This window comes from Pseudomonas syringae pv. coryli str. NCPPB 4273 (genome assembly GCF_000972175.1).
GTDB classification, from domain to species: domain Bacteria; phylum Pseudomonadota; class Gammaproteobacteria; order Pseudomonadales; family Pseudomonadaceae; genus Aquipseudomonas; species Aquipseudomonas syringae.
Map to the genome: position 1 here is coordinate 18,888 of NZ_AWQP01000047.1, position 25,657 is coordinate 44,544.

At 56.3% G+C, this 25,657-nt stretch carries 22 protein-coding genes; 18 read left to right on the forward strand and 4 right to left on the reverse strand.

Translation table 11 applies throughout. The annotated features are described in order from the left end of the window. Positions 1 to 211 precede the first annotated feature (211 nt). Together P406_RS18835 and P406_RS18840 are read left to right on the forward strand one after the other, a co-directional pair. Positions 212 to 583: a response regulator gene (locus P406_RS18835; RefSeq protein ID WP_003410234.1), complete on the forward strand. Its 372-nt coding sequence runs from the start codon at positions 212 to 214 to the stop codon at positions 581 to 583. Continuing rightward, on the forward strand, positions 576 to 1,910 hold the full coding sequence (locus P406_RS18840; protein ID WP_046237002.1) for a glycosyltransferase: 1,335 nt from the start codon (positions 576 to 578) through the stop codon (positions 1,908 to 1,910). The genes P406_RS18835 and P406_RS18840 overlap by 8 nt, the downstream gene beginning before the upstream one ends. A gap of 139 nt (positions 1,911 to 2,049) precedes the next feature. Here P406_RS18840 and cobF read toward each other — a convergent pair whose 3' ends face one another. Beyond that, a complete protein-coding gene (gene cobF / locus P406_RS18845; protein WP_046237003.1) occupies positions 2,050 to 2,808 on the reverse strand; it encodes a precorrin-6A synthase (deacetylating) in 759 nt (252 codons plus the stop codon). A gap of 118 nt (positions 2,809 to 2,926) precedes the next feature. Here cobF and P406_RS18850 point away from each other — a divergent pair, with 118 nt between their 5' ends. The 8 genes from P406_RS18850 to P406_RS18885 all read left to right on the forward strand — a co-directional run bounded on the left by P406_RS18850 (position 2,927) and on the right by P406_RS18885 (position 12,348). After that, positions 2,927 to 3,832: an AraC family transcriptional regulator gene (locus P406_RS18850; RefSeq protein ID WP_032702878.1), complete on the forward strand. Its 906-nt coding sequence runs from the start codon at positions 2,927 to 2,929 to the stop codon at positions 3,830 to 3,832. 240 nt (positions 3,833 to 4,072) lie between these two features. Further along, the gene (locus P406_RS18855) at positions 4,073 to 5,395 is read left to right on the forward strand and encodes an ABC transporter substrate-binding protein (RefSeq protein ID WP_046237004.1); all 1,323 of its coding nucleotides are present in this window, start codon (positions 4,073 to 4,075) and stop codon (positions 5,393 to 5,395) included. 87 nt (positions 5,396 to 5,482) lie between these two features. Continuing rightward, complete coding sequence (locus P406_RS18860; RefSeq protein WP_046237005.1) at positions 5,483 to 6,415, forward strand: carbohydrate ABC transporter permease; 933 nt, start codon at positions 5,483 to 5,485, stop codon at positions 6,413 to 6,415. A 10-nt stretch (positions 6,416 to 6,425) separates the two neighbouring features. Beyond that, a complete protein-coding gene (locus P406_RS18865) occupies positions 6,426 to 7,259 on the forward strand; it encodes a carbohydrate ABC transporter permease (RefSeq protein ID WP_003347187.1) in 834 nt (277 codons plus the stop codon). 30 nt (positions 7,260 to 7,289) lie between these two features. Further along, positions 7,290 to 8,396 (forward strand): ABC transporter ATP-binding protein, encoded by a 1,107-nt coding sequence (locus P406_RS18870; RefSeq protein WP_046237006.1) that lies wholly within the window; start codon positions 7,290 to 7,292, stop codon positions 8,394 to 8,396. A 17-nt stretch (positions 8,397 to 8,413) separates the two neighbouring features. Then, positions 8,414 to 9,895, forward strand: a complete 1,482-nt coding sequence (locus P406_RS18875) for a mannitol dehydrogenase family protein (protein ID WP_046237007.1) — start codon at positions 8,414 to 8,416, stop codon at positions 9,893 to 9,895. Between the two features lie 10 nt (positions 9,896 to 9,905). Continuing rightward, positions 9,906 to 11,387, forward strand: coding sequence for a xylulokinase (gene xylB / locus P406_RS18880; protein WP_046237008.1), 1,482 nt, complete (start codon positions 9,906 to 9,908; stop codon positions 11,385 to 11,387). A gap of 22 nt (positions 11,388 to 11,409) precedes the next feature. Continuing rightward, positions 11,410 to 12,348 carry a carbohydrate kinase family protein gene (locus tag P406_RS18885; protein WP_046237009.1) on the forward strand — a complete coding sequence of 313 codons (939 nt, stop codon included), beginning with the start codon at positions 11,410 to 11,412 and terminating at the stop codon, positions 12,346 to 12,348. A 211-nt stretch (positions 12,349 to 12,559) separates the two neighbouring features. Here P406_RS18885 and P406_RS18890 read toward each other — a convergent pair whose 3' ends face one another. Further along, positions 12,560 to 13,114 carry a hypothetical protein gene (locus tag P406_RS18890; RefSeq protein ID WP_046237010.1) on the reverse strand — a complete coding sequence of 185 codons (555 nt, stop codon included), beginning with the start codon at positions 13,112 to 13,114 and terminating at the stop codon, positions 12,560 to 12,562. 168 nt (positions 13,115 to 13,282) lie between these two features. Next, complete coding sequence (locus P406_RS18895) at positions 13,283 to 16,192, reverse strand: bifunctional diguanylate cyclase/phosphodiesterase (RefSeq protein ID WP_046237011.1); 2,910 nt, start codon at positions 16,190 to 16,192, stop codon at positions 13,283 to 13,285. Positions 16,193 to 16,437: 245 nt separating this feature from the next. On the opposite strand from P406_RS18895, the gene P406_RS18900 reads away from it, so the two are divergent. The 8 genes from P406_RS18900 to P406_RS18940 all read left to right on the forward strand — a co-directional run bounded on the left by P406_RS18900 (position 16,438) and on the right by P406_RS18940 (position 24,452). After that, positions 16,438 to 17,514: an NAD(P)-dependent alcohol dehydrogenase gene (locus P406_RS18900; protein ID WP_003410204.1), complete on the forward strand. Its 1,077-nt coding sequence runs from the start codon at positions 16,438 to 16,440 to the stop codon at positions 17,512 to 17,514. Between the two features lie 300 nt (positions 17,515 to 17,814). Next, positions 17,815 to 18,213: an NUDIX hydrolase gene (locus P406_RS18905; protein WP_046237012.1), complete on the forward strand. Its 399-nt coding sequence runs from the start codon at positions 17,815 to 17,817 to the stop codon at positions 18,211 to 18,213. A gap of 89 nt (positions 18,214 to 18,302) precedes the next feature. Beyond that, complete coding sequence (locus P406_RS18910) at positions 18,303 to 19,364, forward strand: SDR family oxidoreductase (protein WP_003410201.1); 1,062 nt, start codon at positions 18,303 to 18,305, stop codon at positions 19,362 to 19,364. Positions 19,365 to 19,620: 256 nt separating this feature from the next. After that, entirely contained in the window at positions 19,621 to 20,577 is a 957-nt protein-coding gene (locus P406_RS18920; RefSeq protein WP_046237013.1) for a tyrosine-type recombinase/integrase, read from the forward strand. Positions 20,578 to 21,056: 479 nt separating this feature from the next. Further along, positions 21,057 to 21,326, forward strand: a complete 270-nt coding sequence (locus P406_RS28095) for a hypothetical protein (protein ID WP_080115744.1) — start codon at positions 21,057 to 21,059, stop codon at positions 21,324 to 21,326. A 22-nt stretch (positions 21,327 to 21,348) separates the two neighbouring features. After that, positions 21,349 to 21,777: a hypothetical protein gene (locus tag P406_RS18925; RefSeq protein ID WP_046237014.1), complete on the forward strand. Its 429-nt coding sequence runs from the start codon at positions 21,349 to 21,351 to the stop codon at positions 21,775 to 21,777. Then, on the forward strand, positions 21,774 to 22,043 hold the full coding sequence (locus tag P406_RS18930) for a hypothetical protein (RefSeq protein ID WP_032698476.1): 270 nt from the start codon (positions 21,774 to 21,776) through the stop codon (positions 22,041 to 22,043). The genes P406_RS18925 and P406_RS18930 overlap by 4 nt, the downstream gene beginning before the upstream one ends. A 2,058-nt stretch (positions 22,044 to 24,101) precedes the next feature. Then, positions 24,102 to 24,452: a hypothetical protein gene (locus P406_RS18940; RefSeq protein WP_024660084.1), complete on the forward strand. Its 351-nt coding sequence runs from the start codon at positions 24,102 to 24,104 to the stop codon at positions 24,450 to 24,452. 57 nt (positions 24,453 to 24,509) lie between these two features. On the opposite strand, the gene P406_RS18945 is transcribed toward P406_RS18940, so the two are convergent. Continuing rightward, entirely contained in the window at positions 24,510 to 24,752 is a 243-nt protein-coding gene (locus tag P406_RS18945) for a hypothetical protein (protein WP_046237015.1), read from the reverse strand. Between the last annotated feature and the right edge of the window lie 905 nt (positions 24,753 to 25,657).

The window sequence follows — 25,657 nt, forward strand, 5'->3', positions numbered from 1 at the left end:
TATTCATTAATGACGCCAACCCGTGATTCGCCCTCGCGATTTACGGTATTTGTGCCTCGATTGAACTTCCACCCGGTTTTTATTTACTGATACAAGGACTGTATCAACAGCCGACAGGCCCTCGCTCGGTTACCCTGAGTCGACGGGAAAGGATGTGCAAAATTCCACACTGTCTGCGCTATCGCCATTATTCAGGTTTAAGGAGTCAACCATGCCCGACACAGCCCGCACCATTCTCGTGGTCGAAGACGACGCCATAGTGCGCATGCTGATTGTCGACGTGCTCGAAGAGCTGGAATACAAGGTACTGGAAGCCGAGGACGCCACGTCGGCACTGGCCTTTGTTGCAGACGATTCCAATCACATCGACCTGCTGATGACTGACCAGGGGCTGCCTGATATGAAGGGCACCGCACTGGCCAAGAAGGTCATCGAACTTCGCCCGCAATTGCCGGTGCTGTTCGCCAGCGGTTACTCCGAAAATATCGACGTGCCGCCAGGCATGCACTCGATCGGCAAGCCGTTCTCCATCGACCAGTTGCGTGACAAGGTAAAAAGCATTCTTGGAAACAGCCTTGACTGACATCGACGCTGCCCTCAACAGCACTGAAAAGCCTGCCAGCACCCGCTTATTGATCATCGGCTACGTATGGCCAGAGCCGCGTTCTTCGGCTGCCAGCGGGCACATGATGCAATTGATTCAATGCTTTCTGGAGCAGGACTGGCAGGTCACCTTTGCCAGCCCTGCCACCGAAGGCGAGCACCGCGCCGATCTGCTCGGTCTGGGCATCCGCGAAGTGCATATCGCGCTCAACGACAGCAGTTTTGACGTATTTGTCAGCGAATTGCAGCCTGACGTCGTGCTCTTCGATCAGTTCATGATCGAGGAGCAGTTCGGCTGGCGCGTCGAGCAGCAGTGTCCCGACGCACTACGCATTCTGGAAACGTCGGATTTCCAGAGCCTGCGCCACGCACGCCATCAGTTGTTGAAGGATTCGCTTAACAGCGATTGCGCCGAGGCCGGACCGTGCAGCGCCGACGTTTCAGCGCCGCAGCTTTTCCGGCAGATCGCATGCAGTGATCTGGCGCAGCGCGAAATTGCTTCGTTGTATCGCTGCGACCTCAACCTGATGACGTCAGATGTCGAAATCGCCCTGTTGAGCGGCCCTTTCGGCCTGCCCGCCGCGCTGCTGCACTGGTGTCCGCTGATGATCGACGGCGCGCCCGACAGCTTCCGGCCTTTTGCACAGCGTGCGCACTTCCTCAGCATCGGCAACTTCCGCCATGCGCCCAACTGGGATGCGGTGCTGTGGATGAAAACCGCTATCTGGCCGCTGATTCGTCAGCAACTGCCTGACGCTCAGTTGCACATATACGGTGCCTATACGCCACCCAAGGCCTCGGCGCTGCACAATGCCTCGCAGGGCTTTCATGTGAAGCACTGGGCCGAGGATGCGCTGGAGGTCATGTCCCATGCGCGAGTGTGCCTCGCGCCATTGCGCTTCGGCGCCGGCATCAAGGGCAAGCTGATGGACGCGATGCTCTGCGGAACGCCGTCAGTCACGACGCCGGTGGGTGCGGAGGCCATGAGCGGCGGGCTGCCGTGGCCCGGCATCATTGCCAACGACCCTGCGGAAATCGCGGGCGCTGCGGTCAGGCTGTATCAGGACCAGAACCTCTGGCTTGAAGCGCAACAAGCGGGTCAGGCGTTGCTGCAGGCGCGCTTTCAGCATCGGCAGCACTGTGCGAGCCTGATCGAACGCATCGACACCCTTCGCAACGGACTGGCGGAGCATCGTCTGGCGAACTTCACCGGCGCCATGCTGCGGCACCATCACCACAAGAGCACCAAATACATGGCGCAGTGGATCGAAGCGAAGAATCGCAACAAGGATGAAAAACCGGCTTAGGCTCAATGAGAAAAGTCGGCGAGCGAAGGTCAGGCAAGGCAAAAACAGGCGAGGAAGCGGAGTCTACGGTTTGTAAATGAGCATTCCGAGCCTGTTTTTAACGCAGCATCACCGAGCGCAGCCACTTTTCCTGCAGAGCCTAGGCCGGTTTGCGCAGCAAATAGGTATCCATGATCCACCCCTTGCGCTCGCGTGCCTCGCTGCGCAGGCGCTTGATCTTCTCGCAGACCTCATCGAGCCGGCCGGCCACCAGTATTTCGTCCGGCGTGCCCAGGTACGCGCCCCAATAGATGTCCAGCCCCTGCCCCGTATAACGCTCGAATGTGCAGTGCGCGTCGAGCATCACCACGACGTTGCCGGGCTGCTGCAGCGGAGCTGTCGCCATGCGTCGGCCGGTGGTGATATGAATCGACTCGCCGATGCGATTGAGCGGGATCCGGTGCCGCGCGACCAGGCTCTGGACGCTGGTTATGCCGGGAATCACCTGATACTCGAAAGCCTCCTTACCCCGCGCCAGAACCTGGTCAAGGATGCGCATCGTACTGTCGTAGAGCGACGGGTCGCCCCAGACCAGAAACGCGCCGACCTGATCCACGCCAAGCTCATCGGTCAACAACCGCTCGAAGAGTATTGCGCGCTGTTCGTGCCAGCCCTCGATGCCGCGCTCGTAGGCCTGTGGATCATCTTCACGCCGAGGATCCTGGACTTGCACCAGACGGTAGCGTTCATGAGTGATATAGCGCTGACAGAGCTCTTTGCGCAGCCTCAGCAACTGATCGTCGACATAGCCCTTGTCGAGGATGAAGATCACCTCTGCACGGTTCAAGGCCGCAACGGCCTGCAGGGTGATCTGCTCGGGATCCCCGGCCCCCATGCCGATCAGCAGGATCTGTTTCATCGGTCAACGCCTCCACTGGCAGAGGCCCGATCGTAGGCGATTTTTGCCAATGACCGGGCATTGAACTGGAAAATCAGGCACATTACTCTTCTGGCAACGGATGAACATGACATCGCCAATGAATAAAACAACAAGAATTGCCGACCCTTCCTACGAATTGATGGACGACCACAACGGTCTGTCGATCATCTACCGCGAGCATGGCTTCCCCTGCCCGCTGGTACGCTGGCACTTCCACAAGGAATATGAACTGCATCTGATCGTCGCCAGCTCCGGCAAGGTGTTTGTCGGCGACTACATCGGCAATTTCAATCCTGCCAGCCTGTTTCTCACCGGCCCCAACCTGCCGCATAACTGGATCAGCCAGATCGACGACGGCGAAGAGGTGCCCAAGCGCGACATGCTGGTCAACTTTACCGATGAGCTGCTGGAAAGTGGCAATCAGGTGTTTGCCGAACTCAAGACCCTGACACCGCTACTGGAGCGCGCCCGCTACGGCATCGAATTTCGCTGCAAACGCACAATTCGTCAGGCGATGAAGCAAATGCAGAAGATCGCCGACTCGCGAGGCATCACTCGCCTGGGTCACTTCTTCATCCTGCTCGAGCTGCTGGCCGCCAGCGAAGATTACCAGTTGCTGTCGGGCACGGCGGTTGCCCATACGGCGGACGAGCACAGCGTGGATCGCACCAACCGGGCGGTGGATTATATCTTCGCCCACTATGGCCGCGAGCTGCCGCTGGAGGAAGTCGCCGAGTATCTGGGCATGAAACCGACCTATTTTTCCCGGGTGTTCAAACAGGCTACGGGGCGCTGCTTCGTGGAGTTCGTCAATCGTCTGCGCATCAGCAAATCGTGCGAACTGCTCGCCGACGGCGACAAACCGGTCACCGATGTGTGCTTCGAGTCCGGATTCAACAATATTTCCAACTTCAATCGGCGTTTTCAGCAACTCAAAGGCATGACCCCGTCGCACTACCGTCGCCTCGCCGTTCAGCGTCTGACCGAACAAAACCTGTACTGATTTGCCCCGCCGTCGCCCTCATCGTCTACGCTGGAGTTGCGCCGAAGCCGCCCTATGGGCGATTCGGCGCTGTTGTCTTTTCGCACCCGAGTGCAAAAAAGTATCAGTCAGAGTGCGGCGCAGGATTTGTCTTTCAGACCGAACGCCGGTGTAATCAATGCACATCTTCCTCACCTCCGGAAGAGAAAAAAACAATAACCATCCTTCTACAGTCCTTTGGGCGTGGAAGAGGAGTGATCAATGAAGAACTCAGCAAAACTTCTGCTCGCCAGTTCCGTCCTCAGCACCTGTTTCGTGTTCAGTGGCAGTGCCACAGCGGGGACCGTGACCATCGCCACGGTCAACAACAGCGACATGATTCGCATGCAGCGCCTCTCCAAGACCTTCGAAGAACAGCACCCCGACATCAAGCTCAACTGGGTCGTGCTGGAAGAGAACGTCCTGCGTCAACGCCTGACCACTGACATCGCCACCAAGGGCGGCCAGTTCGACGTGCTGACCATCGGCATGTACGAAGCCTCACTCTGGGGTCAGAAAGGCTGGTTACAGGAAATGAAAGACCTGCCTGCCAGTTACGCGCTGGACGATGTGTTCCCTTCCGTGCGCGACGGCCTGTCGGTAGACGGCAAACTGTTCGCCCTGCCGTTCTATGCTGAAGCCTCGATCACCTACTACCGCACCGACCTGTTCAAGGCCGCCGGCCTGACCATGCCCGAGCGCCCTACCTGGACCCAGATCGCCGAGTTCGCCGGCAAACTGACCGACAAGTCCAAGGAACAGTACGGCCTCTGCCTGCGCGGCAAGGCTGGCTGGGGCGAGAACATGGCACTGATCACGACGCTGGCCAACGCCTATGGCGGACGCTGGTTCGACGAGCAGTGGACGCCACAGTTCGACCAGCCAGAGTGGAAGAACGCGCTGAACTTCTACGTCAACACCATGAAGCAGTCCGGCCCGCCGGGAGCCTCCAGCAATGGTTTCAACGAGAACCTTGCGCTGTTCAACAGCGGCAAGTGCGCCATCTGGGTCGACGCCAGCGTGGCCGGTTCGTTCGTGACCGACAAGAAGCAGAGCAAAGTGGCCGACAGCGTCGGCTTCACCTACGCCCCGCACGAAGTGACCGACAAGGGCTCATCGTGGCTGTACTCGTGGTCGCTGGCGATCCCGACCAGCGCCAAGAACACCAAGGACGCTGCCGAGTTCACCCAGTGGGCCACGTCGAAAGAGTACGCCAAACTGGTTGCCGATACCGACGGCGTGTCCAACGTACCGCCGGGCACCCGCGCCTCGACCTACACCGACGAATACAAAAAGGCAGCACCGTTTGCCAACATCACGCTTGAGTCGTTGAAGAAGGCCGATCCCAAGTCGCCAACCCTCAAACCCGTGCCTTACGTCGGCATTCAACTGGTGACCATTCCCGAGTTCCAGGCCATCGGCACCAGCGTCGGTCAGCAGTTCTCTGCAGCACTCATAGGCCAGTCCACTGTTGACAAGGCCTTGAGCAATGCGCAAACCGCTACCGCGCGCGACATGAAACGAGCGGGTTACCCGAAAAAGTAACCGTCACGCACCAGGGCGAAAGCCGATGCTTTCGCCCTGCCGCTCAACTGCGCAACAACTCTGGTGCAATCCGGTTCGGAGCTCCCCATGAATACCTCAGCCTCCCCTGAACGCACGGACCTGTCCGGCGAACAGCAACCGCTCAAAAGCCGTCGATTCAAGCCGGGCTGGTTTCTGGTCAGTCCTTCCGTGGTGCTTCTGCTGGTGTGGATGATCGTGCCGCTGGGCATGACCATTTACTTCTCGCTGATCCGCTACAACCTGCTCTCCCCCGGCGAAAACGAATTCGTCGGCCTGGAGAACTTCCAGTATTTCGTGACCGACAGCGGCTTCTTGCCGGGTGCCGGCAATACATTACTGCTGGTCGGCAGTGTGCTGGCGATCAGTGTGATCCTCGGCGTGCTGATTTCGGCACTGCTGGAAGCCAGTGAGTTTTTCGGTCGCGGCATCGTCCGTGTGCTGTTGATCTCGCCGTTCTTCATCATGCCCACGGTCAGCGCGCTGATCTGGAAAAACCTGATCTTTCATCCGGTGTCCGGCGTACTCGCAGCGGTGTGGAAGTTCTTCGGCGCCGAACCGATTGACTGGTTCGCCCATTACCCGATGCTGTCGATCATCATCATTGTGTCCTGGCAATGGCTGCCGTTCGCCATTCTGATCCTGATGACCGCCATGCAGTCGCTCGACCAGGAGCAGAAAGAAGCAGCGCGGCTGGACGGCGCAGGTCCGCTGGCGATCTTCTGGCACCTGACCCTGCCGCATCTGGCGCGTCCGATCGCCGTGGTGGTGATGATCGAAACGATCTTCCTGCTTTCGGTATTCGCTGAAATCTTTACCACGACCAACGGCGGGCCGGGCTTTGCCTCGACCAACCTGGCTTACCTGATCTACATCCAGGCGCTGCTGCAGTTCGACGTCGGCATGGCCTCGGCGGGCGGGCTGATTGCCGTGGTCATAGCCAACATCGCGGCGATCATCCTGATCCGGATGATCGGCAAAAACCTCACCGACAAGTCATGAGGACCTTGCCATGATGACCCTCAAACAATCACGCCGTCTGCAAAGCCTGCTGCTCGGGGCCCTGTCCTGGATCATCGCTGCGCTGGTGTTCTTTCCGATCTTCTGGATGGTCCTGACCAGCTTCAAGACCGAGATCGATGCATTCGCGACACCGCCACAGCTGTTCTTCACCCCGACGCTGGAAAACTACCTGCATATTCAGGAGCGCAGCGATTACTTCCATTTTGCCTGGAACTCGGTGCTGATTTCCTTCAGCGCCACGGTGCTGGCCATGCTGATCGCGATCCCTGCGGCGTATTCCATGGCGTTTTTCGAAACCAAGCGCACCAAGAGCACACTGCTGTGGATGCTCTCGACCAAGATGCTGCCGCCGGTGGGCGTGCTGATGCCGATCTATCTGCTGGCCAAGACCTTTGGCCTGCTCGATTCGCGGCTGGCGCTGATCATCATCTATACGCTGATCAACCTGCCGATCGTGGTCTGGATGATTTACACCTACTTCAAGGATATCCCCGGCGAGATCCTCGAGGCCTCGCGGCTGGACGGGGCCAGCACCCGCCAGGAGATCTTTCGCGTGCTGATGCCGATCTGCAAGGGCGGCCTGGCTTCCACCGCGTTGCTGTCGCTGATCCTGTGCTGGAACGAAGCATTCTGGTCGCTGAACCTCACCTCGTCCGCCGCAGCGCCGTTGACTGCCTTGATCGCTTCCTACTCCAGCCCCGAAGGGTTGTTCTGGGCCAAGCTGTCAGCGGTATCGACCCTGGCCTGTGCGCCCATTCTGATTTTCGGCTGGATCAGTCAGAAACAACTGGTTCGCGGCCTGTCGTTCGGCGCTGTCAAATAGCCCGGCCCAAAGAACAAGAAGGAGTCCAACATGGCTAACCTGAGCATCCGCAATCTGCAAAAAGGCTTTGACGGTCACCAGATCATCAAGGGTATCGACCTGGATGTGAAAGACCGCGAGTTCGTGGTCTTCGTCGGGCCTTCGGGCTGCGGCAAATCCACCCTGCTGCGGCTGATCGCCGGGCTTGAAGAAGTGACGTCGGGAACCATCGAACTCGATGGCCGGGACATCACGCAGGTCACTCCGGCCAAGCGCGACCTGGCCATGGTGTTCCAGACCTATGCGCTGTATCCACACATGACCGTCGGCAAGAACCTGTCGTTTGCACTGGATCTGGCGGGCGGTGACAAGGCCGAGATCAAGAAGAAGGTCGATGAAGCCGCACGCATTCTGGAGCTCGGGCCGCTGTTGGAGCGCAAGCCCAAGCAGCTGTCCGGCGGGCAACGCCAGCGTGTCGCGATTGGCCGGGCCATCGTGCGCAACCCGAAGATTTTCCTGTTCGACGAGCCGCTGTCCAACCTCGACGCCGCGCTGCGCGTACAGACCCGCCTGGAATTGTCGCGCCTGCATAAAGAGCTGCAGGCCACCATGATCTACGTGACGCACGATCAGGTGGAAGCCATGACCCTGGCCGACAAGGTTGTCGTCCTCAACGGCGGCAAGGTCGAGCAGGTCGGCTCGCCGCTCGAGCTGTACCACCACCCGGCCAACCTGTTCGTTGCCGGCTTCCTCGGCACACCGAAAATGGGCTTCCTCAAAGGTAGAATCAGCCGGGCGGACAACACCAGCTGCGAAGTCGAGCTGGATGCCGGCACGCGCATCAGCCTGCCGGTCAATGGCGCAGGACAAAGCGTCGGCGCTGCGGTAACGCTGGGCATCCGCCCGGAACACCTGAACCTTGCCCAGGGCGACGATTGCCAGTTGCAGGTGATTGCCGACGTCAGCGAACGTCTTGGCAGTGACACCTACTGTCACGTGCGCACCCGTTCGGGCGAGGCGCTGACCATGCGTATTCGTGGTGACCTGGCCAGCCAGTACGGCGAGACGCTGAACCTGCATCTCGACAGTGCCCAATGCCACCTGTTCGATGCTCAAGGTCTGGTGATTGCCAAAACCTTGCAGACCGCCGCAGCCTGAGTTCCGGAGAGCCCGTCATGAAACTGAACAAAAACAATCTGTCCCAACTGGGCGCCGACATCGCCCTGCCCGCCTACACCGTCGACAACACTCGCCAGGGCATTGCCCACATCGGCGTCGGCGGCTTCCACCGGGCGCATCAGGCGTTTTACACCGATGCGCTGATGAACAGCGGCGAAGGCTTTGAATGGAGCATCTGCGGCGTGGGCCTGCGTCCTGAAGACAAGGCCGTGCGCGATGCACTGGCGCAACAGGACTACCTGTACACGCTCTATGAACTGGGTGACACACCCGGCACCCAAACCCGCATCATTGCCTCGATCAGCGGCATGCTGCTGGCCGAAGACAGCCCGCAGGCGCTGATCGACAAACTGGCCAGCCCGGACATCCGCATCGTCTCGCTGACCATCACCGAAGGCGGTTACTGCATCGACGACAGCAACGGTCAGTTCATGGCCCATCTGCCGCAGATCCAGCACGACCTGGCGAACCCGGATCAGCCAAAAACGGTATTCGGCTTCCTTTGCGCCGCACTGGCCCGGCGCCGGGCGCAAGGCACATCGGCCTTCACCCTGATGTCCTGCGATAACCTGCCACACAACGGCGCAGTGACACGCAAGGCATTGCTGGCATTTGCCACGTTGCGCGATGCCGATCTGCATGACTGGATCAAGGAAAACGTCAGCTTTCCCAACGCGATGGTGGATCGCATCACGCCAATGACCAGCGCAGCCCACCGGCTGCAACTGGCCGACGACAAACACATCGACGACGCCTGGCCGGTGGTCTGCGAACCATTCGTGCAGTGGGTGCTGGAAGACAAGTTCGTCAATGGTCGCCCGGCGTGGGAAAAAGTCGGCGTGCAGTTCACCGATGACGTGACGCCCTATGAAGATATGAAGATCAAACTGCTCAACGGCAGTCATCTTGCACTGACCTACCTGGGCTTCCTCAAGGGTTATCGTTTTGTACACGACACCATGAATGACCCGCTGTTCGTGAGCTATATCCGCACCTACATGGACCTGGACGTGACCCCGCAACTGGCGTCGGTGCCAGGTATCGACCTGGAAGGTTACAAGGACACGCTGATCGAGCGCTTCTCCAACCAGGCGATTGCCGATCAGCTGGAACGGGTCTGTTCGGACGGATCGTCGAAATTTCCCAAGTTCACCATTCCGACGATCAATCGTCTGATTCTGGACGAAGGCAACCTTGCGCGCGCTTCACTGGTGGTCGCCGCGTGGGCGCTCTATCTGAAAGGTGTCGACGAGAACGGCGCGACCTACAAAATCCCTGACCCGCGAGCCGAGTTCTGTCAGGCGCTGGTGGCTGATGACGCGCTCATTACTGAGCGCTTGTTGGGAGTGGAAGAAATCTTTGGCTCGGCCATTCCGCAATCGAAAGCATTCGTGGCGGCCTTCGAGCAGAACCTCGATGATCTCCGCAAACTGGGTGTGAGTGGCACACTGGAAAAACTTTTGGTTGCCAAGGCCTGAGGGACTTCCCATGTTTCTTGGAATCGATTGCGGGACCCAGGGCACCAAGGTGTTGGTGCTCGATACCGAAAGCGGCACCGTACTGGGCGAAGGCTCGGCGCCGCACAGCCTGATCAGCGACCACAACGGTCGCCGCGAACAGGACGTACAGCAATGGCTGGACGCGCTGCAACAGGCGACCCGCGATGCACTCGCAGCGGCGGGCATTTCCGGCCAGCAGATTCAGGGCATCGGCGTCTCGGGCCAGCAACATGGCCTGGTGCTGCTCGATGCTCAGGGCCAGGTACTGCGCCCGGCCAAGCTGTGGTGTGACACCGAGTCGGCACCGGAGAACCAGCGCCTGCTGGACTACCTGGGCGGCGCGCAGGGGTCGCTGCAACGCCTTGGTCTGGTCATCGCCCCAGGCTATACCGTGTCCAAGCTGTTGTGGACCAAGGAGCAATACCCGGATCTGTTCGAGCGGATCGACAAGGTGCTGCTGCCCCACGACTACCTCAACTATTGGCTGACCGGCCGCTGCTGCACCGAGTTTGGCGACGCGTCGGGCACCGGCTATTTCAACGTGCGCACTCGCGAGTGGGACCTGCCATTGCTCGCGCACATCGACCCGAGCGGTCGTCTGGGCAAGGCACTTCCACAGCTGTTGCAAGCCCATGAACCGGTGGGCGTACTGCGTCCTGAAGTCGCCACACTGCTGGGCCTGAACCCTGACGCTCTGGTCTCCAGTGGCGGCGGCGACAACATGATGGGCGCGATCGGCACAGGCAATATCCAGCCGGGGTTGATCACCATGAGCCTCGGCTCTTCGGGCACGGTGTATGCCTACGCCGAGGAGGCGCGGGTCAGCGAGCATGAGTCGGTCGCGACTTTCTGCTCATCCTCCGGCGGCTGGTTGCCGCTGATCTGCACGATGAACCTGACCAACGCGACGACCGCCATTCGCGAGTTGTTCGCCCTCGACATCGCCGGCTTCAATCAGGCGGTCGCCGAGGCGCCGATCGGTGCCGAAGGCGTACTGATGCTGCCCTTCCTGAACGGCGAACGCGTGCCCGCCCTGCCCGATGCGACCGGCAGCATCGTCGGGCTGGACAGCACCAATCTGACCCAGGCCAACCTGTCCCGTGCGGTGGTCGAAGGCACCACCTTCGGCCTTCGCTACGGGCTGGACCTGTTGCGCGACAGCGGCATAAAAAGCGAAAAGATCCGTCTGATCGGCGGTGGCTCCAAAAGTGCCGTGTGGCGGCAGATCGTGGCCGACATCATGAACACACCGGTGATCTGCACCGACCACTCGGAAGCCGCCGCACTGGGCGCCGCCATTCAAGCGGCCTGGTGCTGGTCGCGCGCCAACGGCAAGGCTCAGGACCTGCAGCAACTCTGCGAACGCTGCGTGAGTCTCGACCAAGGCAGTGAGACGCACCCCGTGGTGCATAATGTGGCCGCCTATCAGCAGGTCTATCAGCGTTATCAGGCGCAATTGCGCAAGGTTTGAAGCGTTTTTTCATGGAGCACTTATGTTTCTGGTTTGTGGCGAAGCACTGTTCGATATTTTCACCCGCGCGGATGACAGCGGTTCCCTAAACAGATTGGGGTTCGATGCGATTGCCGGCGGCTCTCCGTTCAACGTTGCGATTGGCCTGCGCCGTCTGGGCGTGGACGCAAGCTTCCTTGCCGGGCTGTCCACCGATTACCTGGGCCGCCGTCTGCGTGCCGTGCTGGAAAAGGAAACGGTCAATACCGACCACCTGATCGACTTCGACGCGCCCACCACTCTGGCCATGGTCGCCGTGGGCAGCGATGGATCGCCGACATACAGCTTTCGAGGCGACGGCTGCGCAGACCGCCAGTTGCGCCTGGAAGACTTGCCGGAACTCGACGGGCAGGTACGCGGCATTCACGTCGGCTCGTTTTCACTGGTGGTGCAGCCGATTGCCGACACACTGTTGGCGCTGGTCGCCCGTGAAAGCAGCACACGGCTGATCTCGCTGGACCCCAACGTGCGCCTCAACCCGGCACCGGACATTCAGCGCTGGCGCAGCCAGGTCGCAGCGTTCGCCGAGCATGCGCACCTGATCAAGGTCAGCGACGAAGACCTGCACCTGCTGTACCCGGACAACGATCCACAAAAGATCGCCGAAGGCTGGCTCGGCAAGCGTACGCAACTGGTCATCGTCACTCGCGGCACGCAAGGTGCCAGCGTCTTCACCCGCCAGCACGGCACTTGGTCGGTGCCGGCAAGAACCGTGGTCACCGCCGATACCGTCGGGGCTGGTGATACTTTTCAGGCCGCGCTGCTGACCTTCCTCAGTGAACGCCAGCTCGACACGCCACAAGGCTTGTCGACGCTGTCACGGGAAACACTGGACGAGATGCTGAATTTCGCCGTCGGCGCGGCCGCGCTGACCTGCACAAAGGTCGGGCCGGACTTGCCGTACAGGTATCAATTGGGGTGAGAAGGCTTAAACGCTACCTCCATACACCCGCATCAACTGCGGTGTATGGACGGTAGTCTTCGTGAGCAAGCTCACTCCCACCCATTAAATGCATGTCTGAAGGGAGAAAGTATCGATACTTAACTCCATCGGAAAGCATTCCCTAGGTGGGAGTGAGCCGGGCGACGCTTCGCTTGTTCACGAAAAGGTCATCAAAGTCGCCTAACAAACATCAAGCTACCATACCGGCCTTGATGCCTCTGATGCGGGTGTTGATGTCATCCGCAACGTCGTTCTGCTTTTCCTTGAGCGCGTCCTGCACCTTCTGGTCAATTGCCAGTTGGTCTTGAGGTGCCATGGCGTCATAGTCTTTCTGGGTAATACCCGTCAGCTTTTCGCGCACTTTCTCTTCGGCTGTCTGCTTCAGAGAGTCCATGAATTTCTGTTGTACCGAATCCGTCGATGCGGTGTCAGTGGTGCTGGTGGTGCCAGCCACTGAACCGATGACACCGTTGTCACGGTCAGCCGTCTTTTCCGACAGTGAAGTATCACCGGCGGACTTCAGGTTGATCATCATCCGTGCAAAGGATTCGTTGTAACCGCTGTTTTCCTGCTTGCTGTCTTGCGATGTCGAACTGCTGGTCTGCGCGGTAACCGGTGCCGAACCTGATGTCAGGCCAGCGGCAGCGACCGAGCTGAAGGCGTCCTGGGACACCTCATCCACGGTCTTGCGCCCGACAACAGCCCGGGAAACAAGCTGCTCAAGCGCACTCGTGCCAATAATCATCTCTCACCTCCTGATGAACCTGTTGCGCAGGTTCACCAGCAAGTCCAGTGCCAACTGTCTTATAAATCCATAACCTGTTGATTTTAAGAGCTTAAATAAAATCCGGAAAAATCGACCGCGTCAAAGAACGGATACAGCCTGCCGTCTGCGGCAAGCACTGGCCGAGCGTCAGCCTGCAGCACGGCCGGTGTTGATAGTCAGCAGCTCAATCGGCAACGGCTCGGAAAAGTAGTAGCCCTGCGCCTGCGTGGCGCCGATCTCGCGCAGCAGCTCAAGCGTTTCAAGGTCTTCGACACCTTCGGCCACCACGGTCAGATCGAGGGATTCGGCCATGCGCACAATGGCACGCACGATGGCGCGGCTGCGCACACTGGAGGCCAGGCCGAAGATAAACGACTTGTCGATTTTCAATCCGCTGAAGTGGTATTGATGCACGTAGCTGAGCGAAGAGAAGCCCGCGCCGAAATCGTCGAGCATGACCGACATACCCTGCTCGGCCAGGAGCTTCATCGACAGGCGTGCCTGCTCGGGATCGGCCACCAGTGCGCCCTCGGTGAGTTCCAGACACAGACGTTGAGGCGCAACATTGTGCTCGGCAAGCAACGCCAGCACTTCCGCAGCGAATGCCGGACGGGTGATGCTGTAACTCGAACAGTTCACATGCACGGGTGGCCAATGACCGTTCTCGGGTTGCGCCAGAATGGAAACCACACGCTTGAGCATGTACAGGTCCAGGCGGCCAATCAGGCGCAGTCCCTCGAGCGCCGGCAGAAAGCTCTCTGGCCCGACGATTCGTCCATCCGGCATGCACCAGCGGATCAGCGCCTCGAACGCCAGCAATTTTCCGCTATTGACGCAGATCACCGGCTGAAAATAAGGAATCAACTGATCCGTACGTTTCAGCGCCGTGCGCAACGCACCTTCCTGCTCGACCTGGTCCGACACCTCGCGGCGCAACGCCTGATTGAACACCGCGAAGCTGTCCCGCCCACCGTTCTTGACCCGGTACATGGCGGTATCGGCATCGCGCAGCAGGTCAGCCGGTTCCTGATGGAAGCGGCTGTCGGCGCCCACCACACCGATGCTGCAGGAAGAGAACACCGTGTGATCATCGATCACGAACGGCTGCTCGAACGCCGTCAGTATTCGCTGGGCGATCTCCGTCCCGGTCTGCAGCGGCGTGTCGATGCTCAACACGGCGAACTCGTCGCCACCCAGCCGCGCCAGCAGGTCCCGTTCGCGCATGCAATTGCGCAGGCGCTCGGCGGCCTGCACCAGAAGGATGTCGCCGCAGTGATGACCCAGGCTGTCATTGATCATCTTGAAGCGATCCAGATCGATGAACATCACGATCACTTGCTGGCCATTGCTGCAGAAGTCCTGCCAGGCCTGCCTCAGCCGATGTTGCAAATGGCTGCGATTGGGCAGCCCGGTGAGTGAGTCATGGGAGTTTTCGTGCTGCAGCCTGGCGTTGGCCCGGTCCAGCTCACGGGTCCTGTCTCGAACCCTGGCCTCAAGCAGAACATTGGCAGTATGGATCGCTTCTGCCGCGCTGCGCCGGGACAGTGCCGTATCGATGTGGCGAGAAACAAAGGTGAGCAGCTCCTGATCGCGCAAGGTATAGCTCACGTCCTTGGAATAACTCTGCACCACCAGCACGCCGCGAACCTGTCCGCCGTCGAACAGCGGAATACCCAGCCATGAAGAGCAACGACCGGATTGTCGCTGTACCTCGATCTCGCCAAGGCCTTCCAGCCTGCGGGCTTCCTCGTAATCGATCAGGCACGGTCGCCGCTGGCCTATCACGTACTCGGTAAACCCCCGCTGCCCGCGCCGTGAGCGCGGCGGCGCGGGCTTGAACTCGTCAATGTAGTACGGAAAGGTCACTTCGCCCGTCGCACTGTCGTAAAGCGCGATGTAGAAATTGAGCGCCACCAGCAACTCGCCGACGATCATGTGCAGACTGCGAAAAAGCTCGTTCATGTCACCGGGCTGACTGGAAAGCTCGGCAATCTGGAACAACGCATTCTGCAGATGCTCGGCACGCTCGCGATCCCTGACTTCCTGACGCAACGCGTCGTTGGCTGCAGAAAGCTGTTGCGTGCGCAGGGCCACTACCTGCTCGAGGTCCGTCCGGTGTAGCTGGCGGTCCAGTGCCATGGCCACATGGCGCGACACGACGGCGAACAATGCCCGATCCTGAGCACTGTAGACACGAGACACGTCATAAACCTGCATCGCGACCATGCCAAAGACTTCGTCCGATGCATTTTTCAAGGGCGCGCCCATCCAGAACTCGGGCAGACGTCCGACGCAGTAAAACCGGTTTTCGGCCTTGGCCAGCTCGATACAGGCGGCATCCAGAAACAACGGCTGCCCGCTGCTCAACACATATCCGGTGAGCGACATTCGATCAGCGTCGATAAACTCGAACGTCTCGTGTGCCATCGCTTCGTCATCGAAGCGGTCAATGTAATAAGGATAGGTGATCTTGCCGCTTTGCCGGTCATACAGCGCAACGTAGAAGTTCTCGGCATCGATCAGGGTCCCGAGTTGCTCATGAACGCCTTGCAGAAAAGCACCGCGGTCCAGCGTAGTGCTGGCCAGCAGGCTGATTTCATACAGAACCCGCTGCGTGTTCTGCGCGCGGATCAACGCCGCGGTCTGCAACAGCGAGCCCAGCCTGACCGCCAGATCGACCAGCAAGGGGTGGTCTTTTTCAGCCATCGGTACCAACACCCAACCCAGCACGCCCTCACCCTGCCCCGCGACCCGGCAATGCAGCTGCAATTGAGTGCAATACGTCTCGAAGTCTTCAGCGGCGATGTGTGCAGGCCAGACAACGGTGTCGTCGCCCTGCCCAAGCAGGCATTTCAACTCGCCGGCGGCGTATGCAGCCCAGGCAATGGCGCCTGTCTGCTCCCTTGCGGCGCTGATGAGTGCTTCGATGGAGGCGTGACAGGAGAATCGGTCTCGGTTAGCCGTCAACGCGCTCCCGGGAGTGCGTGAGGTGCAGGCTACGCTTGGGCAAAGGCCGGTGGCTAGAAGTGAGACTGTCATGGAAGCATCCAGATGCATGAGCCGACGGCGGTCATCCTTAAAACCATGACCAAAGATTACAAGCGTGACAGGGCATTGTTGCAAAGTTCATACCTTTTTGGCAGATCCTTCGGCTTCCCGATGATGCTTGTGTGACGCGGGGCACTACATGGCAGCCCCATGGGTCAGATTCAGGTGCATTGCCGTACAGCAAGGTCATTGAGCGAGGCTCGGCTATGCTGTCGTACGGCGTTACACTTATCCCCATTGAACAGGTGACAGTAATGGTCAAGACATACAGCTACGCAGCGCAATCGGCTCAGGACACACTCAAGCCCCATCAATTCGAACGTCGCTCGCCCGGCGCTGACGATGTTCAGATCGACATCCTTTACTGCGGCGTGTGCCACTCCGATCTGCATACTGCGCGCAATGAGTGGCACAACACACTCTATCCTTCTGTTCCGGGTCACGAAATCGTCGGCCGGGTCACGGCGGTCGGCTCCGACGTCAAGCAATTCAAGGTCGGCGACCTGGCTGGCGTCGGCTGCATGGTCGACAGTTGCCAGCAATGTGCATCGTGTGCCGAGGGCGACGAGCAATACTGCGAGAGCGGCTTCACCGGCACCTACAATGGCCCGGTGTTTGGCGGCGAGAACACCTTCGGCGGCTACTCCGACAAGATCGTGGTCAAGGAAAAGTTCGTCTTGCGCATCTCTCATGATGCCAACCTGGCTGCCGTCGCGCCGCTGTTGTGCGCAGGTATCACCACCTATTCACCCTTGCGCCACTGGAAGGTCGGCCCGGGCAAGAAAGTCGGCATTGTCGGGCTTGGCGGTCTCGGCCACATGGGCGTCAAGATCGCCCACGCCATGGGTGCCCATGTGGTGCTGTTCACGACCTCCCCCAATAAGCGCGAAGATGGCTTGCGTCTGGGCGCCGACGAAGTGGTGGTATCCAAGGACGCGGCACAGATGGCTGCTCAGGCCAACAGCCTGGACTTTATCCTCAACACAGTGGCAGCGCCGCATGATCTGGACGCCTTTCTGTCTCTTCTCAAGCGCGACGGCACCATGACACTGGTCGGTGCGCCGGCAGAGCCGCATCCGTCACCTGCTGTGTTCAACCTGATCTTCAAGCGTCGCAGCCTGGCTGGCTCGTTGATCGGCGGCATTCAGGAAACCCAGGAAATGCTGGACTTCTGCGCCGAGCACGGCATCGTTTCCGACATCGAAATGATCAACATGCAGGACATCAACGAGGCTTACGAGCGGATGCTCAAGGGCGACGTCAAGTATCGCTTCGTCATCGACATGGACAGCCTCAAGCAGGAAGCGGCTGCCGACTCGAACGCTGCCTGATGCGCACCTGGCGGCCAAGGACGGCTGCAATTTGACATGCCGTACGTCGCCCCCGGTGAACCGATCGCCGCTAATCGCCCACTGATGTCCATACTCTAGTGCAGCAACCGGGTTGCAGATATCGGCAACCCGCCTGCTGTGCGACTCGATCTGGCTGTTTCACGCTACGGCCTGAGCGGCGCCCGCCAAAATGAACTATTTATTACATTTTGGTGACTACTACTGACTGTCTTTGAGTCTCAAGTTCACGCAGTCCTTGCAGATACTCATGTCAACGGACGTTTAACAGGTGAACGGATTATGAAACAACGCGCGACAGTCATCTGCAAACGTGACGGCCAGGTCCTTTACGTGCGCAAACCGAAATCCCGCTGGGCATTGCCCGGCGGCAAGATTGAAGCGGGTGAAACGCCCTTCCAGGCCGCAGTGCGTGAACTGTGCGAAGAAACCGGGCTTGCCGACCTTGATCTTCTGTACCTCGATGTGTACGAAAAGGATCAAGTGGCCCATTACGTTTTCACCGCCCAGGTCCCAGCCTCCAGCGAGCCATCGCCGCAGAACGAAATTGCCGCCTGCAAATGGCTTGCGCTGCAGAAACTTGGTGACCTGAAAGCCAGCAGTGCGACCAAAACCATCGTCAAGTCATATGCCAACGAGTCCGAAGGCGTTTCCGGTGCCCGGAGCCACGTTACAGGGTAATCAGGACAATCGGGTTGAACGGTATGGCCTGATGCTGTTCTGAGACAGCAGACGGTTCATTACTTTCTTCCCCGTCTCAGGAGACCCCTATGACTCAGACCGCCCTGGTTGTTGGCGCAAGTGGCATTGTCGGCAGTGCAATCACACAGTTGTTACTGGACAACGATTGGCAGGTTGCCGCCCTCTCCCGTAGCCCGTCAGCGCGGCCCGGCGTGATCCCGGTAGCTGCAGACCTGCAGAACCCGGAGTCCGTGCGTGCGGCTCTGGCTGATGTGAAGCCCACCCACGTGTTCATCACTACATGGTCGCGTCAGGCCACTGAAGCAGAAAACATCCGCGTCAACGCTGCAATGGTGCGTAACGTGCTGGACGCTGTGCGGCCCGCTGGCAGTGTCAAGCATGTTGCGCTGGTGACCGGCCTCAAGCATTACCTCGGCCCGTTCGAAGCGTATGGCAAAGGCACCCTGCCGCAAACGCCGTTCAGGGAATCGCAGGCGCGCCTGGATATCGAAAACTTCTACTACGCCCAGGAAGACGAAGTCTTCGCTGCCGCCGAGAAGGATGGCTTTACCTGGAGCGTCCATCGCCCGCACACCGTGACCGGTGTCGCCGTCGGCAACGCGATGAACATGGCGACGACCCTGGCCGTCTACGCCTCGATCTGTAAAGCCACCGGCCGACCTTTCGTATTCCCGGGCTCACGCGTGCAGTGGGACAGCCTGACCGACATGACCGATGCGCGGCAGCTGGCCCGTCAGCAACTGTGGGCCGCGACCACACCTGCAGCCGCCAATCAGGCGTTCAACATCACCAACGGCGATGTGTTCCGCTGGAGCTGGATGTGGGGACAGATCGCCGAATACTTCGGCCTGCAGCCAGCCGATTTCCCGAGCGAGCCAGCCCCGCTGGAAACGCAGATGGCCAACGATCAGGCGGTCTGGGATGACATCGTTCGCGAGCATCAGCTCAAGGAAAGTGACATCAACCGCCTGATTTCGCCATGGCACAGCGATGCCGACCTCGGCCGTCCGATTGAAGTTGTCACTGACATGTCGAAGAGCCGCAAACTGGGCTTCACGGCGTTCCAGGCCAGTGACGATGCGTTCTTCGACGTGTTTGAAAAGCTGCGTCGTGACCGCCTGATTCCCTGAGGCAACTTGCCCTCTCGTGCCAATGCTCGCGTTGGCACGAGAGCCGGCACTGGCTGCGGGTAAAGCGAGCACAACAAAAAAGGGTCAACCTCTCGGTTGACCCTTTTTTTACCGCCCAGCAGAGCGGATTTTGTTTGGTAGGCGCGATTGGACTCGAACCAACGACCCCCACCATGTCAAGGAGAGGAGCAATACCCCCTAGCCCATACAGGCTATGGCCTTGAGAGAACGCCCATTCACATCATGAGGCGTCAACATGGCTAACATCCGCTCCCTACCATCAGGCAACTGGAACGCTCAGGTCAGATTGAAAGGGAAACCCCCTCAGTCGAAGACATTTTCTACACAGGCTGAGGCTCAGGCATGGGCTGACAAGCTTGAGGCTGTCATCAAAGACCATAAGCACCACACCATCTTCACATTGGGCATGACCTACTGTGACTCCCACCTCAAGGGCAAGGGTTCCTACACCCATGCTGTCCAGATAGTTGAGCAACTAGCTCACGCTTTCCCTCAGTCAATTCATGACATTACCCCCAAGCTAGTGAACGATTTCAAACTGATGCGCTTACAGACCGTCAAGGCAGCCACATGCAGGCATCAACTAGCGTTCCTCTCTCGGTTCTTCAAGTACGCTAAGCGTGGCCTGCTAATAGACATACCTAACCCAGTCTGTGACATCTCCCTACCTAAGCCTGACAAGTCCAGTGACAAGGTGGTGACTGCTGGTGAGCTACGTCTAATCCTCAATGAGCTATCACCCACAATGGCCCTGATAGCAGAGCTTGCATATGAAACAGCTATGCGTCGTTCTGAGATACTGAAGCTGACAGTTAACTGCCTGCATTTGGAACAGAGGATTGTGGACGTAGTAGATGGCAAGAATGGTACACGCTCAGTGCCCCTGACCTTACGTGCGATAGAGCTTCTGGAAGAAGCTCAGAGACTCGCCATAGCAGAACGCATACAAAGAGGCAGACTGTTCTCAGTAGCGCCTCACAGCGTCTCACAGGCCATCAGGAGAGCTAGGACAGCAGCTAACCTTGATAGTAATGTAAGGCTGCACCAGCTCAGACATACAAGAATAACCAATGTAGCTAAGAGAGGGTTTAACAACGCTCAGATAATGATTGTGTCGGGGCATAGGGACACAAGGTCTGTCGCCAGATACTCCCATCTGAATGCCAAGGATGTATTGCATCTGATTGACTGAGGCCCTATAGGCTCGCTGGTGAGACGTTAGAGTGCAACCCTCATCAGCTCTAGGCTTTGCTTATAGCGTGCCTTACAGAGCCTTACAGGAGGCGTAGAGACACTCACAGTCTCGTGCCTCATACCAATCAAGCAAACTAATTAGCCCCCTTTGGAAAATAATTTGTCCGGTTTTCCCTGAAAACTAGGTATAGATATATATGAGAGTATAAAAATATAGACTACCTGAAAATAATTTGAGGGGAATTCCCTAAAAATCAGGTATAGATATGTATGGGGATAGCATTTCAGATCGACAACAAAGCACCTGCCTCCCTTAGCAACACCAAAACCTCAATGTAATACAAACACCCCTGCTTGCAGTTACGCGATGCAGAGCCTTCTGCTTTTCCCCTAGATAATATTTCTCGTGACCAACTGGGGGGATATAGGGGGAGCATTAAAACAAAACTACAACTCAACTCACTTACAGGTATGACAATGTCTATTACTTTAGAACATATTGTTGCGCTACAACACAATCAACTCAATACACTACCTAGAAAACTTATCTACCTGATGATTCGCAATCAAGCCGACAAGGACGGATGGGCCACTATCTCTGGTAATGATTTCTCAGTAGCAACCACACTTCCACGTCGCTCCGTTGAGGGTGTACTTAAACATCTGAAAAATACAGCAATGGTAGAACGCAGAAAATCAGGTGACGCTCACTCCTCACCCTTTCAATATCGCATCATCACTCTCTAACCCTCCAAGAAGGAACACACACATGCGTACATACAAACACGAAGACCTTGTAGCATTGGCACAAGAAACAGGACGCTCCCTTGAGGAAGTAAAACAGGTTGCTCATAACTCAGGTTGGGTGCTAGAACAGGAGGCACGCCCTCTCCGAGCCCTTGACAGTTCCAAGGATGCAGTAGCCACGATGAAGAAAGTTAAGCAAGCCACTCTTGAGCGTCTCTATAAGACTGATCCGCTGATTCGAGAGAGTCTGGATATGCAGGTGGCAGTACAGCAAGCACGCCTTGATCGAACCACCAATAAGCCTAGTAATAACCAGTATGATAGCGAAGGGAACTTCACTGGCGTAACGAGAAGCATCATAAGTGGGCCAGCAGCAACTGGTAAGAACCAAACTGATGCTATGAAAGCGATCAAAGCAAGCGTCTATAAGCGTCTAGGAGTTCAAGAATGAACTATTACATCTCAGAGGGTGAGCGTCAGTATCAGGAACATCGTAAGGCTCAGCTCAAGGCCATGATTGAACAGGCAGAGGTGAGTAACAATAGCCTTGTAGGTGAAGTGAAGACTTACAAGGGGGTTAGCTACCAGATGCATCAACGTGGAAGCTATGTCTGTGTAGGCCTTCCTAAGAATTCACCATTGGAAGGTACGTTCACATCAGCCTTTGCTTTGCATAAGATCATTGATGACATGGAACTACGCAAGCCTATCAAATGAAGACAATTACTGGCTGGTTGGTTACAGCATTCATCGTGTATGCCACCTGCTTAACCCTCCTTACTATTGCCAGACTAACCCTAACGGTTATGTCATGCATCACATGAAAGCATCCGTATGAGTTCAGATGACGACTACATCAACATCCCTAACCTAGACTATCGAACAAAACACCTCATCCCCATAACTGTCAAGCGAGGACTTGCAAAGGAACTGATAGCGGCTAAGGGTAATACCAAAGCCATCTCTGCCCTCTCTTTACAGTATCGACTCTCGTCACAAGCAGCAGGCTACATCTCTAATTTACAGTTAAAAGACATTGAGCAATCTCAAAAACGACGATAACTGTTCATTGCTGAAGCCCTTCCGGGCAGCCGCAAGCCCACCAAGTTTATTCAGTCACTACCACAGCTAATCATAATTGTTTATGCAATGCCTATCAAGAAACTAGCATTAGACATAAACGTCAAGGCTAGCATTGCCCCTATGGTCATTAACTCTGAGGTGGCCTTACACGCCCTGAGAGGGCCCCAGCAGCTCTCTCACGAAATGGGTATACCTTACACCTAACGCCTCCTACAAACGCTCTCAGGGGCTTACAGACAACAAGAAGAACGCTCTTTATGCTAAGTCACCAACCCAGCGACATTAGAGACATTGTTACTCAACTACAGAGAACCCTTCGTGTAGGTGATTATGTCTTAGACAAACTCAGCGGTGAAGTCTTAGGGGAGTACACCACTCACCCCATGCCCGAGGTTCCTTATGATTATCCATCTGCTCGAAACTGCAACCTTCCACCTAAGCCTAATATCTGTCTCCTTACCCCTTGCGAGCAATCTCCTAACAAGCAGACTGTAGGGACAACAGAAATCAAAGTTAAGAGAGGGCCTAAGCCTAAGACCATGCTCAACCCTTATGCTAAGCACTTCAAGGTGGCACACAGCGAGACGCATCCTTGGCTCGATGATTATGTCTACGGCTCCTGTATGACCGCAGGGGGAGTTAGCAATGGTACAATGAGCACTAGTCCTTCTCATGTACTGAAAGCTTGTATGCTAGACATCGTGAGCACTGAGAACATTAAAACCTCTATACTGCTAGAAGGGCTCACACCAATGAGCGACAGACAAGCACGTAGAGTATGTCAATGCGCTAGACATGCAATCAGTGGCATGAGCTTCTTCCTTGAGCGTAACACTAGCATCAAAGGACTACTAGAATTTGAAGTTAGCTTTGCTGACTCCTACCCTTCTCTGACCAAACATTAATACGGTCGGATATATGGGGGACACCATATCAGCCATTGTTAATACGCTCGGATATATATAGAGAGACCTCTCTCCACTACCCCTTGATTTAATACGCTCGGATAGTAGAGGAGCTACCGCTCATATGACTCACCTCTGACATAACCACCTCTGTGTTAATTGCGGTCGGATATAGAGAGGAACTATCTATCCTCCTCCTACTCCTTACGATAGACCTACCAGTCTACGAATGTGACACACAGAGACAAGGGGAGCCACCGCTCCCTCTCTGACATATTTAATACGGTCGGATATATATAGAGACATCGATATACCTGTCACGCAGTGACGCTTAGTGATTACTCGTCTAAGAACAGCCTAGCTATAGGCTAGGACTTAATACGGTCGGATATATAAGGAACTTATAGATGCCCCTTGAATTGATCAACGTCAGCATCATTTTGATCATTTTCTCTTAAAGACTCTTAAGAGTTTTTGATCAATTTCTAAGAACACCTTAACGTCAGCAAGCTGACAGGTACTACTCCCTTCTTAGGATATCAAGTAAGACACCATCCTTCGACTACCATCTATCGATGGACCTTCCTTAAAAGCAAAAGCAACGTCAGCGTAGCTGACAACAGCACGCATAAAAGAGAGAATCAAAAGCGAACTACCAACCAGTATGTATTGCTCTTGATCTTTCTTTATTGCGTATGCCACTACGTGGCGTGCTCTTGCTTCTGCTGTCACGCAGTGACTCCTGCTGAAAGCCCACTACTATCCTCACACATTCAAAGAGAACAATATGAATATTCAAGACGAACACAAACAGCAATACGTAGAAGCTTACTCACACATTGAGCTAGCCAAAACACTTGGAGTTAGTCTAGCCCTGCTAGATACCCATGCAGAAAACCAAGGATGGAAAGAAGAACATCGACTCTACTGGTTCGACAAGTCACTTGAGTCATTGAAGTATGCGCTTAACGAAGGTAGCATACCTGCTGTCAAGGAACTACTTAAGATTGCTGGTGTAACCAGACCAGTGGGTCGTCCTAAGAAACAAGACATTGAAGGCCACCTAGCTAAAGAAGCCAAAGTGACTGAGGAATGGGAAGCAGACTTCCGAAGGCTGACCCTAGTGTCACCAAACTGAGAGAATTATTTATTAAAAGAAGTAGGGTGCATTGTACCTAAAGCTCTAGGACCACATTCACCTTTCTTTAACATACTTTCTGACGAGATACAGAGTGAGCATATACATAGCCACTTGTCTGATCAGGAACACCACAAAGAAAACAAGCAATGCACTCAACACCTTACCCTTGAATACTGCTATCGCAACACACGCAAAAAGGAAATTAATCAAAACCCAGTTACACAAAACCCCCACAGGATGATAGCCTGCTGTTGCTTTCATAACCAACTTCATACTCTTCCTGCGCTCATCATCCATAGCACTTCCTGCCCGACAGATTAGACATTTGCAACCAGCGAATGGCTATTGTGAGTGTTCAACTCAGTTGCGTACTCCAACTCTATAGCTATCGATTCTCTATAATATAGGCCATTAAATTCGCCCTACCTGTTTCTATCAATACCTGCTGTCCATATCTATTCTCTAACCTCCTGAGACCTGGTAGCAAGTAATTGCAACAATCAACAGCAATCAATACTTTCGACACGCCCCCATCACGCAATATGCACAACCTCACCATGTGAGACCGGCAACCACCCTCTTCCATAGCGCTGTGGAATAGACGTCTGTTTACTCCGAGCAGGTCTGCTATCTCATCTCCGAATTTTCTCTCTCTCCATAGCAGCATCAGACTTTTGAGAAGATTTTGCACAGTACCTCCTACACCTCAGACAAGGGATGGCCTTGCGCCATACATACACCACGTCAATAATTTTTCATAGAAATTTCCGACCACCAATGCATAAGAAAGGACAGCCCCTAACCCCCTGCCTACCCCTCTCGCCTTGCTGACCCCACGCACACAGAAATTGGCCCTTGCCTTGAGCGTCAAGAAAATTCCACAGAGGGGTCGGGTAGCGTCCAGCCCACAGCAGGCACGTAGCTCAGTTGGTTAGAAGCTTGCCATTGTGAGGCCACGAACAATGAGCACCACCTTAACAAGAAGGTGTTCAAGTCATACAGATCAGTAGGTTAGCTACGGTCGTTCACATTTACTCGTGTGAATGCCACTGTGAATGCTTGTGTGAACGATGATTTGAACGAGAACGGACGTTCCCATTGCAGTGTGTGAACGATGCCTATAGATTGTGAACGTTTTCTCAAGGCAAGAAAAAGGGGAACCCTTTCGGATTCCCCTCTCGACCGCCCAGCAGAGCGGATTT

What these genes read in the sequence shown, in the direction of transcription:
- P406_RS18885 (WP_046237009.1), top strand. Translation starts at nt 11,410, where the DNA reads ATGTTTCTGGTTTGTGGCGAAGCACTGTTCGATATTTTCACCCGCGCG.
- P406_RS18900 (WP_003410204.1), top strand. Translation starts at nt 16,438, where the DNA reads ATGGTCAAGACATACAGCTACGCAGCGCAATCGGCTCAGGACACACTC.
- P406_RS18925 (WP_046237014.1), top strand. Translation starts at nt 21,349, where the DNA reads ATGCGTACATACAAACACGAAGACCTTGTAGCATTGGCACAAGAAACA.
- P406_RS18870 (WP_046237006.1), top strand. Translation starts at nt 7,290, where the DNA reads ATGGCTAACCTGAGCATCCGCAATCTGCAAAAAGGCTTTGACGGTCAC.
- P406_RS18855 (WP_046237004.1), top strand. Translation starts at nt 4,073, where the DNA reads ATGAAGAACTCAGCAAAACTTCTGCTCGCCAGTTCCGTCCTCAGCACC.
- P406_RS18875 (WP_046237007.1), top strand. Translation starts at nt 8,414, where the DNA reads ATGAAACTGAACAAAAACAATCTGTCCCAACTGGGCGCCGACATCGCC.
- P406_RS18865 (WP_003347187.1), top strand. Translation starts at nt 6,426, where the DNA reads ATGATGACCCTCAAACAATCACGCCGTCTGCAAAGCCTGCTGCTCGGG.
- P406_RS18835 (WP_003410234.1), top strand. Translation starts at nt 212, where the DNA reads ATGCCCGACACAGCCCGCACCATTCTCGTGGTCGAAGACGACGCCATA.
- P406_RS18890 (WP_046237010.1), bottom strand. Translation starts at nt 13,114, where the DNA reads ATGATTATTGGCACGAGTGCGCTTGAGCAGCTTGTTTCCCGGGCTGTT.
- P406_RS18945 (WP_046237015.1), bottom strand. Translation starts at nt 24,752, where the DNA reads ATGGATGATGAGCGCAGGAAGAGTATGAAGTTGGTTATGAAAGCAACA.
- cobF (WP_046237003.1), bottom strand. Translation starts at nt 2,808, where the DNA reads ATGAAACAGATCCTGCTGATCGGCATGGGGGCCGGGGATCCCGAGCAG.
- P406_RS18850 (WP_032702878.1), top strand. Translation starts at nt 2,927, where the DNA reads ATGAATAAAACAACAAGAATTGCCGACCCTTCCTACGAATTGATGGAC.
- P406_RS18895 (WP_046237011.1), bottom strand. Translation starts at nt 16,192, where the DNA reads ATGCATCTGGATGCTTCCATGACAGTCTCACTTCTAGCCACCGGCCTT.
- P406_RS18860 (WP_046237005.1), top strand. Translation starts at nt 5,483, where the DNA reads ATGAATACCTCAGCCTCCCCTGAACGCACGGACCTGTCCGGCGAACAG.
- P406_RS18940 (WP_024660084.1), top strand. Translation starts at nt 24,102, where the DNA reads ATGAATATTCAAGACGAACACAAACAGCAATACGTAGAAGCTTACTCA.
- P406_RS28095 (WP_080115744.1), top strand. Translation starts at nt 21,057, where the DNA reads ATGTCTATTACTTTAGAACATATTGTTGCGCTACAACACAATCAACTC.
- P406_RS18905 (WP_046237012.1), top strand. Translation starts at nt 17,815, where the DNA reads ATGAAACAACGCGCGACAGTCATCTGCAAACGTGACGGCCAGGTCCTT.
- P406_RS18920 (WP_046237013.1), top strand. Translation starts at nt 19,621, where the DNA reads ATGGCTAACATCCGCTCCCTACCATCAGGCAACTGGAACGCTCAGGTC.
- P406_RS18930 (WP_032698476.1), top strand. Translation starts at nt 21,774, where the DNA reads ATGAACTATTACATCTCAGAGGGTGAGCGTCAGTATCAGGAACATCGT.
- P406_RS18910 (WP_003410201.1), top strand. Translation starts at nt 18,303, where the DNA reads ATGACTCAGACCGCCCTGGTTGTTGGCGCAAGTGGCATTGTCGGCAGT.
- xylB (WP_046237008.1), top strand. Translation starts at nt 9,906, where the DNA reads ATGTTTCTTGGAATCGATTGCGGGACCCAGGGCACCAAGGTGTTGGTG.